Source organism: Exiguobacterium sp. FSL W8-0210, from assembly GCF_038006045.1.
In the GTDB taxonomy this organism is placed as follows: Bacteria; Bacillota; Bacilli; order Exiguobacteriales; family Exiguobacteriaceae; genus Exiguobacterium_A.
Genome location: NZ_JBBOUK010000001.1, coordinates 491782 through 505073, shown reverse-complemented (window position 1 = coordinate 505073; position 13292 = coordinate 491782). Strand labels below are relative to the sequence as shown.

11 protein-coding genes are annotated in these 13292 nt (G+C 49.7%); 1 reads left to right on the top strand and 10 read right to left on the bottom strand.

Annotated elements, in window-relative coordinates:
- Positions 1–41 precede the first annotated feature (41 nt).
- The 3 genes from MKY22_RS02665 to MKY22_RS02655 form a co-directional block, all read right to left on the bottom strand.
- Positions 42–1217: a M20 metallopeptidase family protein gene (locus MKY22_RS02665; protein WP_290780223.1), complete on the bottom strand. Its 1176-nt coding sequence runs from the start codon at positions 1215–1217 to the stop codon at positions 42–44.
- Between the two features lie 13 nt (positions 1218–1230).
- Positions 1231–2085 carry a MurR/RpiR family transcriptional regulator gene (locus MKY22_RS02660; protein WP_290780220.1) on the bottom strand — a complete coding sequence of 285 codons (855 nt, stop codon included), beginning with the start codon at positions 2083–2085 and terminating at the stop codon, positions 1231–1233.
- 267 nt (positions 2086–2352) lie between these two features.
- Positions 2353–3531 carry a CamS family sex pheromone protein gene (locus MKY22_RS02655; RefSeq protein ID WP_047394974.1) on the bottom strand — a complete coding sequence of 393 codons (1179 nt, stop codon included), beginning with the start codon at positions 3529–3531 and terminating at the stop codon, positions 2353–2355.
- 134 nt (positions 3532–3665) lie between these two features.
- On the opposite strand from MKY22_RS02655, the gene MKY22_RS02650 reads away from it, so the two are divergent.
- Positions 3666–4247 (top strand): class D sortase, encoded by a 582-nt coding sequence (locus MKY22_RS02650; RefSeq protein ID WP_023467085.1) that lies wholly within the window; start codon positions 3666–3668, stop codon positions 4245–4247.
- Positions 4248–4306: 59 nt separating this feature from the next.
- Here the strand turns inward: MKY22_RS02650 and ligA are convergent, their stop codons facing one another.
- The 7 genes from ligA to MKY22_RS02615 all read right to left on the bottom strand — a co-directional run bounded on the left by ligA (position 4307) and on the right by MKY22_RS02615 (position 13121).
- Complete coding sequence (gene ligA / locus MKY22_RS02645) at positions 4307–6301, bottom strand: NAD-dependent DNA ligase LigA (protein ID WP_341086428.1); 1995 nt, start codon at positions 6299–6301, stop codon at positions 4307–4309.
- A gap of 14 nt (positions 6302–6315) precedes the next feature.
- The gene (gene pcrA / locus MKY22_RS02640; protein ID WP_050678990.1) at positions 6316–8541 is read right to left on the bottom strand and encodes a DNA helicase PcrA; all 2226 of its coding nucleotides are present in this window, start codon (positions 8539–8541) and stop codon (positions 6316–6318) included.
- A 45-nt stretch (positions 8542–8586) separates the two neighbouring features.
- Positions 8587–9282, bottom strand: coding sequence for a heptaprenylglyceryl phosphate synthase (locus tag MKY22_RS02635; RefSeq protein WP_290780215.1), 696 nt, complete (start codon positions 9280–9282; stop codon positions 8587–8589).
- A gap of 62 nt (positions 9283–9344) precedes the next feature.
- Positions 9345–9569 (bottom strand): hypothetical protein, encoded by a 225-nt coding sequence (locus MKY22_RS02630; RefSeq protein WP_035398958.1) that lies wholly within the window; start codon positions 9567–9569, stop codon positions 9345–9347.
- 12 nt (positions 9570–9581) lie between these two features.
- Positions 9582–10961 carry a TrkH family potassium uptake protein gene (locus tag MKY22_RS02625; protein ID WP_341086424.1) on the bottom strand — a complete coding sequence of 460 codons (1380 nt, stop codon included), beginning with the start codon at positions 10959–10961 and terminating at the stop codon, positions 9582–9584.
- A gap of 37 nt (positions 10962–10998) precedes the next feature.
- Positions 10999–11313, bottom strand: coding sequence for a YerC/YecD family TrpR-related protein (locus tag MKY22_RS02620; protein WP_214861324.1), 315 nt, complete (start codon positions 11311–11313; stop codon positions 10999–11001).
- Positions 11314–11381: 68 nt separating this feature from the next.
- A complete protein-coding gene (locus MKY22_RS02615) occupies positions 11382–13121 on the bottom strand; it encodes an adenine deaminase C-terminal domain-containing protein (protein ID WP_341086421.1) in 1740 nt (579 codons plus the stop codon).
- Positions 13122–13292: the final 171 nt, after the last annotated feature.

Here is a 13292-nt window from a genome sequence, read left to right as displayed (position 1 = left end):
TCGTCCTGATTCCTTTTCGGAGTCAAGACGAGCGATTTTTTTCATGATTTAGTAGCTTGTTCTAAGTAACGCCATGTCGCTTCGACGAGAATACGCGCTGCATCGAGCATCGCCGGCTCCTTAAAATCAAACTGTGGATGGTGATGCGGTGGATACGAAGCATCTCCCGCTCCTGTAAAGAAGAACGCACCAGGTACGTGTTGCAAGTAATAAGCGAAGTCCTCGCCACCCATCGTCGGTTCAATCTCAAATACACGCTCGTCTCCTAAAACTTCTCGTGCGACAGATTCAATCAATGCGGTGGGTGCAGCATGATTGACGACAGCTGGATAGCCTTTTTCGTATGTAAAGTGATACGTTGCTCCGACTGCCTCACAGATTCCTTTGATCGTCCGCTCCATCCGCTCGATGATCTCGTCCGCTGTCGCTTCATCAAACGTCCGGACCGTTCCTGTCAACATCGCTTGATCTGCAATGACATTAAACGTATTCCCAGCATGTAATGTTCCAACGGTCACGACTGCCGGCTCCAGTGGATTGAGTTGACGACTGACGATCGATTGTAATTCCTTAACGATCGTTGCCCCGAGTAAGACAGCATCAATCGTCTCATGTGGTTTCGCACCGTGTCCGCCTTTTCCATATAAGGTCAGTTCGAACTTATCAGCCGCCGCCATGATCGGACCAGTCCGAACACCGACGTGTCCTAAATCGATCGTTGACCAAAGATGCGTTCCAAAGATGACATCGACCCCTTCGAGACAACCGTCCGCAATCATATCGCGTGCACCGCCCGGAACGACTTCTTCCGCATGTTGATGAATCAAAACGACGTTCCCCGGTAATGATTCTCGCTGTTGCATGAGCGTCTCTGCGACAGCAAGTAACGTCGCCGTATGACCATCGTGACCGCATGCATGCATCACACCCGGAACCGTCGACCGATACGCGACCTCTTTAGCGTCAGCAATCGGTAAGGCATCAAAGTCGGCGCGTAACGCGACGGTCTTTCCCGGTTTTCCTCCACGAATATACCCGACGACACCACGTCCGCCGACCTCCGTCCTGACTTCGATTCCGAGCGCTTTTAAATGTCGCGCGATATAACGCGGGGTCTCGACTTCGTGAAACGACAACTCTGGGTGCTGATGTAAATAGCGACGGCGCTCGACCATTTCTGGATACAACGCGTCTAGTCCGGCAGTTCGTTCTGACATATATGTATCCCCCTTATTTCTTTTGATGCAGTGTCTTAACGCTCTCCCGCGTAAATTGGAGACGTTCGAGTGTATCTTCATAGTGTCCCGCAGCATACGATAAGAACAAGACATCGATCGCAAATAGTTGGGCGAGACGCGAACTGAGCGCCGCACTACGAAGCGGTGCTTCCGGAGCGCGTGATGTCCAAAGTGCGATATCCGCTAGTTGGCTGATCCGGTTGTCCCCGAAACGTGTCAGACTGATGACCTTCAGCCCTTGGATTTTCGCCAAACGGATCAATTCGACGACCTCTTCTGTTTCTCCGCTGTAAGAAATCGCAAAGAAGACATCTTCTTTACGTGCATTCGCTAAGATCGTCGCAAGTAGATGCTGGTCCGTTTCTTGAATCGCTAGTTTCCCGACACGCGTCCATTTTTGAGCAGCGTCTTCGGCTACGACATGCGATGCCCCAATCCCGTAAAAATAAATCGCACGCGCCTGATCAATCACATCAATCGCATCCGCAATCCGTTCATCATTCAACTGCTTCGCAGTATCCTGCAATGCTTGAATACTGTTACTAAGCGTTTTTTCAATCAAGTCGACGGGACGTTCATCCTTTTCGATATCGTGATACCCTTTTAAATCCGTCCGTGCTGTATCGGCAGAAATGCGCATCCGCAACTCCGGGTATCCTTTTAATCCAAGCGCGCGACAGAAGCGGACGACTGCAGCGGCACTTGTATCTGATTCTTCTGCAAGTTGGTGGATCGTCATGCGCGCAATTTGGTTCATATGCGTCAAGACATAGTCTGCGACTTTTCGTGAGGACGATGGTAGTTCCTCTCGAACTGCACCGATTTGTGAATAGATACCGCCTTTCATCTACATCTCTCCTTTATCCTCTTCTTAAAAGAACTGACGATTCATCACTTACCTCGTCGTTCCTGTGTGTAGAACTGTTCTTCTTTCATTATGCTCTCTTCTACTGGCTTTCGTAAATCTAAAAAATGGGAAAGTGAAACAAAATACCATTCTTCTTCCATACCCTTCCTTTCTGATTCATATGCTTCTCTCTTCCAGCATCCGTCGTACAAAAAAGCGACATTCCGCCCATTGGAGGAATGTCGTTACATAAAGTGAATGGAGAAATCAACGAATCTTGACGATCGGTTTCTTTGTATCCGGATCGAGGAATAGCATCGCTTCCGTATCCCCGTTCAAGTTCGTCACAGTGATCGTCGTTGGAATGTTTCGATTATACTCCCAACGATTCTCAAGCAGGTACGTCACGTACTGAACGAATGCGACGAGTTCTGCTTTTCCGTAAAATTGAACGGGAATCTTCATCTCAAGCTTTTTAAGTTCATCTTCTTGATAGAAGCCTTCCCCCATCATACCGGTGTAGTTCGGGAAGTAGTCTTCTAGGCGGTCTTTGAATAAATCGAACTTCGCTGCATCATCCCGCACGTCATTCGTTGCGCGTGCTGACGGGTAGTAGTAATAGCGCTCATTGTAGTTTTTCCAGTCGTTCGCACTGATTTGATTCCCGCGACCGATGAATGCAGACGAGAGATAGTGACCGGAAACCGGTGACCCTTCTTTTTCCTGGAGGTAGAGGGCGACGTGAATCGGTGTCGTCTTCATCCCTTGTGTCTTACGCATCTTCTTGACTAAATCGTTTGCCATCCGCTTCCCTTCAGCAACGACTTTCTTTTCATCAAGTTTAACGGTATAGGTCGGTCCATAGTTTTCATCTTGGAACACATACTCACTATTTAAGACAAGCGCAATCGACGTGCCACCAAGTTCGAGTTTCTTATCTTCTTCAAGCATGTAGTCTTGCTCTAAGATATGCGATAGAATCATAGGTGACTTTTGGTTTTTTTCTTTATACGACTTACCAGACGTGTAGGCTGGGTTCAGACCTTCAGGATCGCTGACGCCATCGCCTGCTTTTCCTTTTCGCAACAACCATTTCGCGATTTGGTCGGCTTCGAGTAACTGACCTTCTTGGTAATAGTATTTTTCCGGATCAAAAAACTGTGTCGAATGACGCATTAAACCCGTTTCGATTTCATCGAGCTCAAGACGTGAACTGACACGTTTTTGTGTCATTCCACGTGCGACACTTGGACGAAACGGCAAGACCGTCCGATAGTACGAATCCGTCGTATCAATGGCTGGACTGACAACGGCTTGGACTTCCTTACCTTGTTCACTTTCAGTAATGACTTCTTTTGTATCGCTACTTGGCGAAAGGTCGAACGAACAAGCACCTAAAAATAACGTGCTCGATAACGTCAACGCTACTGCTGTTTTATAGTTCATCTCTATTTGCACCCCATGTTTTTAAATCGTTCTCTTTATCATAACAGAATCGTTTTCCATCGGGGAAGGACAAGTTTTCCCCTGATTTTCAAAAAAGATGATGCGCTTTGGCGTATCCGAAAGGACTTTTTCTCATGACACGTCGTAAATTCATCGGTCTGCTTTTTTTACTGGCAGGCATCGCCCTTATTGCTTGGCCCTTCATCAGTGACTATCAGCGTGAACAGGAGGCAGCAAATTTAAAGGAACAATGGACCAAAAGTTTGAAGACCGTCGATGCGAAAGAGACAAAACAACCTCTTGCTAAATCTGGTGTCGGATTGCTCTCGATTCCGAGCATTGATTTTGAACAAGTCATCTTAGAGGGTTCGACGACAGCGGTGTTGGACCGTAGTATCGGTCATATTCCAGAAACCGGATCACCCGGAAAAGGCAATTATGCGCTCGCCGGACACCGAAGTTTCACGGAAGGGCTTCACTTCAATCGTCTACCTGACGTCAAAAAAGGCGATACCGTCGTCGTCACGACAAAAACACATCGGTATACGTACCGCATCACGTCCAGTCGTCTTGTCACACCGACGACATTGTCCGTTCTCGACCAATCCGTCGCTTCCCCAACAATCACATTGATCACCTGTGATCCACCAGAAACGGCAACGAATCGTCTCATCAAACAAGGTACTTTGATTCGGAGCGAGACGATTGCTTCGTGACAAAGATGAACACGAATAAAGGAAGGCGGAATCCCGCCTTCCTTTTTGTTTGATTGTTCTCACGCTTCGTGTTTAGCTAATTCTTCTAACAGACGCGCTTCATCCCAAATTTCGATACCAAGCGATTCCGCTTTCGTCAGTTTAGAGCCTGCCTTTTCCCCTGCGACGAGTACGTCCGTCTTTTTACTGACACTTCCTGTCACATCGGCTCCGAGTGCTTCGAGTCGTTTACCGGCCTCTGACCGTTTTAAGCTCTCGAGCGTCCCCGTCAAGACGATCGTTTTGCCGCCGAGCGGTGCATTCGTCTGATCGACCCGTTCACCAAGGAAACGTTGATTGACGCCGAGTTGTTCCAAATCACGAATCAATGCCTGTGCTTCCGGATGCTCGAAGTACTTCACGATTGAATCTGCGATTTTCCCCCCAATGCCATCGATTGCGACAATCTCATCGTAGCTTGCAGCCGCAATCCCTGCTAACGAATCAAAACGTTCCGCTAAGAGATACGCCGCTTTTTGACCGACGAGTCGGATTCCGAGACCAAATAAGAGACGCTCGACCGAGTTCTGTTTCGAGGCTTCGATCGCCGCAAGTAATTTATCGACGGACGTCTCACCCATGCGGTCAAACGTCAATAATTCCTCACGATCGAGTCGATATAAATCGGCAATCGTCCGGATCGCTTCATGGTCATACAATTGACGAACGACTTTTTCACCGAGACCGTCAATGTTCATCGCTTGACGCGAAACGAAGTGAATGATGCCTTCCATCAATTGCGCTGGGCATTCCGGACTGACACAGCGGATGTCCACTTCACCTTCGAGACGGACAAGTTCCGACTGACAGGCCGGACAATGCGTCGGGAAGACGATCGGTGTCTCTTCTCCCGTCCGTTCTGCCGTGACGACTTGTACGACTGCCGGGATGACATCGCCTGCTTTTTTAATGATGACCGAGTCCTGAAGGCGGATATCTTTTTCAGCGATGAAGTCAGCGTTGTGTAGTGTCGCATACGTCACCGTCGATCCTGCGACGACGACCGGTGCAAAACGGGCACGAGGCGTGACTTTCCCAGTCCGACCGACACTGAAATCAACGTCTTCGACTGTCGTCATGACTTCTTCCGCCGCGAACTTATAGGCTGTCGCAAAGCGGGGACTTTTTGCTGTGAAGCCGAGCTCTTCCTGATCATCGTATCGATCGACTTTCAAGACGATTCCGTCGATCTCATATGGCAGGCTCGCGCGTGCTTCCGTCCAATATGCGATGTAGGCAAGAATCTCTTCCACCGTCTCACACGTCTGCATATGTTGATTGGTCGGTAACCCAAGTGAGGCAAGTTGTGCCATCGCTTCGCTATGTGAACGGGCCGTCAACGTATTGACACCGACGCCATACACGAATAACGACAGATTACGCGACGCTGTGATTGACGAATCCAGCTGACGCAGACTACCTGCTGCAGCGTTACGCGGATTCGCGAACAATGTCTCTTCTCGGCTAGCCCGGTCTTCATTCAAGCGTTCGAACGATTGTTTCGGCATGTAAGCCTCACCGCGGACTTCGACCGTCTCTTCCGCCTGCAAACGAAGCGGTAACGCTTTGATCGTCCGTAGATTCTGCGTGATGTTTTCGCCGACTGTTCCATCGCCACGCGTCGCCCCACGGACGAATCGCCCGTCTTCGTATTTCAGCGAGATGGCAAGTCCATCGAATTTCAGTTCGGCGACATACGTCGTCGAACGTCCGAGCGACCGCTCAATCCGAGCGACCCATTCGCGAATTTCCGTCTCATCAAAGACGTTTCCGAGCGACAGCATCGGTAAATCATGCGTCACCTTCTCGAACGCTTCGAGCGGTGCCGCGCCGACGCGTTGCGTCGGCGAATCCGGTGTGATCAGTTCTGGATGCTCTGTTTCTAACTCCGTCAGTTCACGAAGCAATTGATCGTACGTCGCATCCGGTACCGTTGGTTGATCCAGTACGTAGTATTCGTAGCTGTATCGGTTCAATGTTTGACGAATCTCATCTATACGCTGGCTTGCGTCCATCTGTGGACCTCCCGTCATACCTTTTTAATCGGTGCGAATTTCGCGAGCAATCGTTTGATTCCGACTGCTGGGAATGCGATATCGATTTCAAGATTATCCCCTTCACCACGAGTCTGGACGACTGTACCGAGTCCCCATTTCCCGTGCTCTGCCTTATCTCCGACCGACCAACCGAGCGTTTCCGCACCTGACGTCTTCATTGCTGTCGGTTTACTGATCGAGCGACCGATGACGGCCTTGCCTTGCGGGACAGGACGGTCTTCCCATGGGAGTGGCTTCGCTTTTTTACCTGTCCGCTCGATGACGACTTCCGGCAGCTCTGCTAGGAACCGTGATTCTTGGTTCGCGTTCGTCCGTCCATAAAGGGAGCGCATCCGCGCATGTGACAAGTAAAGGCGTTTCTCAGCACGTGTGATCCCGACATACGCGAGGCGACGTTCTTCTTCCATCTCGTCTTCATCTTGAAGCGAGCGGCTATGTGGGAACAATCCTTCCTCCATCCCAATCAAGAAGACGACAGGGAACTCGAGTCCTTTTGCCGAGTGAAGCGTCATCAACGTGACTTGTTCTTCCGGATCCGTCTCGTCGAGTGAATCAACATCGGCGACGAGTGTCAAATCGGTCAAGAAGGCGATGATCGTCCGGTCTTCCGGATCGGCTTTTGCCGTCTCCTTCTCGAAGTTTTGCGCAACAGTGATGAACTCGTTGATGTTCTCGAGACGGCTCTGCGCCTCAAGTGTTTTATCTTCCTTCAGCACTTGACGATAGCCTGATTTTTCGAGCACTTCTTCGACTAGTTCCGAAAGGCTGATGAATTCTTGCATTTGGCTGAGTCCGAGAATCATCGTCCGGAAATCCGTCAGCTTCGCTGCCGTCTTCGGTGCGATACTCGACAATTCGATATCGCGAATCGCTTCCATCAATGACACGCCCTGTAAGTCGGCGAAATCACGCAGCTTATCAATCGTCGTCGCACCAATCCCGCGTTTTGGTTCGTTGACGATCCGCGCGAAGGACAGGTCTTCATCCGGATTTGAAATCAAACGGAGATAAGCAAGCACGTCCTTGATCTCTTTACGATCGTAGAACTTCGTGCCACCGATCATTTTGTACGGAACGTTCGACTTAAGAAGCGTTTCCTCAATGGCACGCGATTGTGCATTCGTCCGGTACAGAATCGCGATATCGCTCAGTTTCATCCCGTAACGAAGTGAGTTCCGAATCTCCTGGACGATATAAAAGGCTTCTTCCCGCTCATTCTCCGCCGTATGAACGACGAGCTTCTCGCCTTCATCATTATCCGTCCAAAGTTTCTTATCTTTGCGTGTCGAGTTGTTTTGGATGACATGGTTGGCTGCTTCCAAGATTCGTTTCGAAGAACGGTAGTTTTGCTCGAGTAAGATGACAGCTGCATTCGGATAGTCCTCTTCGAACGAGAGGATGTTCGCGATGTCAGCACCACGCCAGCGATAGATCGACTGATCCGAGTCCCCGACGACACAGAGATTCTGATGTCCCGATGCTAACAGGTTGACGAGATCATACTGGGCTTTGTTCGTATCTTGATACTCATCGACATGAATGTAGCGGAATTTCTTCTGATAGTAAGCAAGGACATCCGGACTCTTCTTGAACAATTCCGTCGTTTTTCCGATCAAATCATCAAAGTCGAGCGCGTTGTTCCGGCGTAAGACCGCTTCATATCCTTTATAGATTTCAGCAACTGTCTTTTCATACGGGCTCGTCACGATCGAGGCGTAGAATTCAGCACTGCGTAATTCATTTTTCTGTGACGAGATGATCGTCAGCATCGAACGTGGATCCCATTTTTTCGGGTCCAAGTTTTGTTCCTTTAAGACGAGCTTGATCGCCGATTGCTGATCACTTGAATCAAGAATCGTGAAGTTACGATCGTATCCAAGCTGATCGATGTCGCGACGTAACATCCGGACGCACATCGAGTGGAAGGTCGAGACCCAAATATCGTTCGCGACACCACCGACCAAACGACCGATCCGGTCTCGCATTTCTCGCGCCGCCTTGTTCGTGAACGTAATCGCGAGGATGTTCCACGGTGCGACTTGTTTAGCCGCCATCAAATAAGCGACCCGATGTGTCAGGACGCGTGTCTTCCCGGAACCGGCTCCTGCCATGATCAGCAGTGGACCTTCCGTATGCTTGACTGCTCTTGCTTGCTCAGGGTTTAGTCCACTGACGAGCTGTTCACTCAAATTAAACATATCAATAGCCTCATTTCTTATATTCCGAACTTTTGTTCCTATATTTTATCGTGTCGCTGCGACAGTCGCAAGCGCTGCTTTTAAATCCTCATAAATGACGTTCCCGACGACGATCGTATCCGCATACTGCAGCATCTCACGCGCTCGCTCCTCGGAGTCGATTCCTCCACCGTAAAACAGGCGTGCCTGTTTCAAGACATCGCGAACGGCTGCTACTCGTTCCGGTTCTCCGTAAACGCCACTGTATTCGAGATACACGACCGGTAGACGGAAGACGCTATCCGCTAACTGCGCATAAGCGACCGTCTCATCTAATGTTAACGGTTTTGCTTGTGTCACACGCGCGACCTTCGCATCAGGATTCAGGACGATATACCCTTCCCCGACAAGATCAGCGTGTGCCAGCATATGACCGACTTGTTCTAACGCCTCGACTTGTTTTTCAACGACGTACTTTAATGTTCCCGCATTCAGGACTGTCGGTGTCAGATACGTATCAAATCCCATCGTTGCGGCTTCGAGTTCAGAAATCTCGAGTGCCACTGCGACTGGATACCGGCGCAAACGCATCAAGAGATCAAGCGTCGCATCGAGTGTGATGTCATCTGTTCCACCGACAAGGATCGCATCCGTTCCGGACGTCGCAATCGCCTGCAGGCTAGCATCATCAATTGGTTTTGCTGGATCTAGTTTAAAGACATGTCGCCATTCATTAAAAGGTAATAACACGGTTCGTCCCATCCTCTCTTTCTCATTCCACATTCAGTATAAAACAAAAAACCATCTCGCGCAGGGCGAGATGGTCAGACGTGTGTCCGTCGTTTCGTCAAGAGTGACGCCAGTAACAACGCAAAGACAGCATATACCGGCACGAACGCCCACGGCTCTGCCAAAAAGAAGCCGAGTACCGGGACGTCCAGTAACGGTGAATCCGGTGAACAGAGTGCTCGGCCGTTGACGAGCGCCAAAAACGGTAAGACAGGAACAGCAAAGATATAGGCGAAGTTGATCCAAAAGGCACGTTTCATAAAAGAGCCTCCTTATCCGATGATGACGGATTCCTTCGGATAGTTATAGTTACGTTTCGGTTGGTTCGCCTTCAAGAGAAGAACGAACGAGATGACACCGATTCGACCGATGAACATCAGCACGGACAACGTCCATTTTCCGATATCCGATAGTTGATCCGTGATGCCGAGCGATAGACCGGTCGTTCCGAACGCCGAACAGGCTTCAAAAAACAGCACGAGGAACGGGGCATCCTCGACAAGCAACAAGATGATCAATCCGACCATCGTCACACCAGTCGAGACGACGATGACGACGAACGCTTTCCAGATGTCCGACTGACCAATCTCACGACCAAAGATTTTGATGCCGTATTCGCCTCGGATGAAGGCGATGACACTCAAGACGGCGACCGCGAACGTCGTCGTTCGAATCCCCCCACCAACGGAAGACGGTGACGCCCCGATGAACATCAAGAGCGACAGGACGAAAATCGACGCTTGTGAGAAGGAGGTGATGTCGACCGTCGTCAATCCCCCGTTTCGGGTCGTGACGGATTGGAACAAGGCGTCGACGAGCTTCTCATCGATCGGTAAACCTTTAAAGGATTTGTTCCATTCAAATAGCAGCAATGCTACCGTTCCGAATAGGACGAGAATGAAGAACGTTGACGCCGTCAATTTTGTAAACAGTGAAAAATGATACGGTTGACGTGTCGCTTGGCGTGTCGCCCGGTACGAGATGTAGCGCCGTACTTCGACGAGTACCGGAAAGCCGATCGCACCAAGTGTCAGTAACAAGATTTGCATGAAGACGACGAACAAATCACCGCGAAACGGTAGTAACGATTCACCCGTGATATCAAAACCAGCATTCGTCGTCGCACTGACCGATCCAAACAGTCCTTGGAGCATCGCTTCACCTAGTGTCGGAAAATATTTCGTATAGTACAGCCCGAGAATCAATGCCCCGATCAATTCAATCGAGACGATGATCAAGATGACTTCCCGAATGTATTTGACGACCCCTTGCATCGTCGTCTGGTTCTGATCTCGGACGACGAGTTGGCGTTCCCGAAAGCCGATTCGTTTTCCGAGAATGACCCACATCGCGATATGAAGCGACATCAAACCGATTCCGCTGACTTGCACTAAAATCATGATCATGAAGTAGCCGAACGTCGTGAAGGTTTCTGAGACCGAGACCGTCGTCAAACCAGTGACACTGACACAACTGACCGCCATGAAGACGAGGTCCGTGAAATCCCAGTTGTAGTCTCCCTTGGTCGACCACGGCAGACCGAGTAGGATGATTCCGATGATGACCGCAACGAAGTAGATGATGACGAGCGACTGGATGGGCGTCAGCCTTCGAATGAAATGCTGAATTTTATGTTGTAACGCAAAATCCAATATGACACGCCCCCCTTCATAGAAGTAGCGGATAACATTAGTTATCCGCTACTTCTTGCTCGATAAGACCTAGGCGGGCAAGCGCCAGATCATAACCGCCTGAACCGTAGTTCAAGCAACGTTTGACACGCGAGATCGTTGCTGTTGAAGCACCGGTCGCCTTTTCGATTTTGTGATACGTATTGCCTTCACGTAATTGACGTGCGACTTCAAGACGTTGGGCGAGCGCCTGGATTTCGTTGACGGTCGCTAAGTCTTCGAACAACGTATAACAATCTTCTAATGAATTCATCTTCATGATGGCTGTAAATAACTGATCCAATTCTTTTCCACGCAATTTATCGAGTTGCATCTTGTGACTCCCTTTCCCATTCAATTGCTCTTTAATAGTTTAAAGCGCGACGTTTTAAAATTCAAGCATCATCGCAAAATCGCTGGGAAAAGGACTTTTTTCCGAAGGACTTCGTATATTCCCTGCGGCGTGATCCGCACATATGGCAAGTGAGTTGACGCTAGGAATAGCAACGTATAGACAGGATCTTCAAACGCATAACCGCGTTCGAACAAGGCTTCCCGTAGAGCGGTTTCCTGAACGATCAAATCTTCGAGTGGCAATTCGGACGTCTGCCCCATCAAGGTCAACGGAACTTCAGCGACGACTTCTCCGTCCTCGACGAGAACGATTCCGCCGCCGAACGCTTTCATGCGATCAAACGCGACTTGCATGTCTCGTTTCGATTTACCGATCATCAAGATATCACCGCTAATCGAGTACGAACTGACGAGACCACCGACTTGTGTCGCAAAGTTTTTCAGAACGGTATTCAGTCGCCACTTCCCTTCCCGGTCGAGTAACATTAGGAAGGATTCATCACATCCTGCCGGTAGCACAGGCACACTTGTATCGTGTTCGACTTGATAGAGCTTCATGATGACGGAATTGACCATCTCAAGACCAACCGGCATGCTAAACGAGAAATCCTGTTCCGTTAAGGAAACCTGGACTTCCGAGCGTGGCATGAGCGCATAGACAGCATCGAGTGCTTCTGCCGGGTAACAGGGGATGTCTGCTTGACGGACCCATGTGCCACGCGCAAGAACGGCGACAGGTGTCGGTGCGTCTTTTGCCTCAAGGAAATTGAGATGCGCGATCCGTCCAGGTGCGATACTCCCGAGTAGATGATCGAGATTAAAATGACGCGCTGCATTGTACGACGCGATCCGGTACGCTTCTTCGACCGGGATGCCTGCCTCGAGCATCAATCGGATCGTCTCATCCATCATGCCTGCCTTATAAAAGGACGGCGTTGAACCATCTGTCGTCACGAGCACCTTATCGAACTGCGTCAACCCTGCTTCGACGAGACCTTTAAAGATATCCGGTAGATCTGGACGAATCGATGAATAACGAATTGTCGTCGTATAGCCAAGTTCAAGACGTGTCATCGCTTCTTCGACCGTCATCGCTTCGTGATCGCTCGTCACGCCATACAGCGCCATCTTCGTCAGCGTCTTCGCTGAAGCACCTGGGAAATGACCTTCGATCGGTTTTCCGAGTTTGATCGCATCCTGCATCCAATGGAGCAATTCATCGTCCCCTTGCGAGAGACGTGGCCATCCCGTCAACTCACCTGCTTGGATGACTTGTGGATGCTTGAGCCACGCTTGAATCCGGCGATTATCGATCGAGATACTGTCGGCATCAAGCTCGGTTTGTGCGTCGAGTCGTGCCCACCAGTACATCGAGGTCGGTAAGTCTGCTAGCGCCTCGACTTGAGCAAACGCTTGCTCCGTCGGCTCTAATAATAACAACATGTTGTCGTTGACGAGCGTCGATGTTCCCCGCTCTGCTGCGAATTTTGCAAGACTCGCTGGATTGTAAAGTTGGAACGGATGGGCATGGGGTTCAATATAACCGGGTACGATATATTGACCTGTCGCATCATGGTACGCATCGGCTTGTTCCGGCATCTCTGGACCGACATAGACGATCCGGTCGCCACTAATCCAGATGTTCGCCGTCCGCCATGCTTTGACACCATGATTCAGGTAAGTGGCATTCTGTATGACAAGTGTCGGTGCAAGCTTTCCGCTGATGACCGCTTGGTGTGTTCGTACTTCAGATTTCGTCCAAGGGGATCTTCCACAATTTTTTTTCACGAAAGCTCGACCTCCTTTGTTTTATTGAAAACGCTTTCTTATAGTTCTTATACTAAAATGTTGCTAAGTAAGTTTCAAGAAGTTTTGCCCCGTTCCGGATTCATTTGGTCAAAATAACACAAATTCGCCATGGAAGACAAATCTTTTCGTGCACTTCGCCAAGAAACAAAA

Coding starts and splice junctions, on each gene's coding strand:
- MKY22_RS02665 (WP_290780223.1), bottom strand. CDS start 1,217: ATGTCAGAACGAACTGCCGGACTAGACGCGTTGTATCCAGAAATGGTC.
- MKY22_RS02660 (WP_290780220.1), bottom strand. CDS start 2,085: ATGAAAGGCGGTATCTATTCACAAATCGGTGCAGTTCGAGAGGAACTA.
- MKY22_RS02655 (WP_047394974.1), bottom strand. CDS start 3,531: ATGAACTATAAAACAGCAGTAGCGTTGACGTTATCGAGCACGTTATTT.
- MKY22_RS02650 (WP_023467085.1), top strand. CDS start 3,666: ATGACACGTCGTAAATTCATCGGTCTGCTTTTTTTACTGGCAGGCATC.
- ligA (WP_341086428.1), bottom strand. CDS start 6,301: ATGGACGCAAGCCAGCGTATAGATGAGATTCGTCAAACATTGAACCGA.
- pcrA (WP_050678990.1), bottom strand. CDS start 8,541: ATGTTTAATTTGAGTGAACAGCTCGTCAGTGGACTAAACCCTGAGCAA.
- MKY22_RS02635 (WP_290780215.1), bottom strand. CDS start 9,282: ATGGGACGAACCGTGTTATTACCTTTTAATGAATGGCGACATGTCTTT.
- MKY22_RS02630 (WP_035398958.1), bottom strand. CDS start 9,569: ATGAAACGTGCCTTTTGGATCAACTTCGCCTATATCTTTGCTGTTCCT.
- MKY22_RS02620 (WP_214861324.1), bottom strand. CDS start 11,313: ATGCAACTCGATAAATTGCGTGGAAAAGAATTGGATCAGTTATTTACA.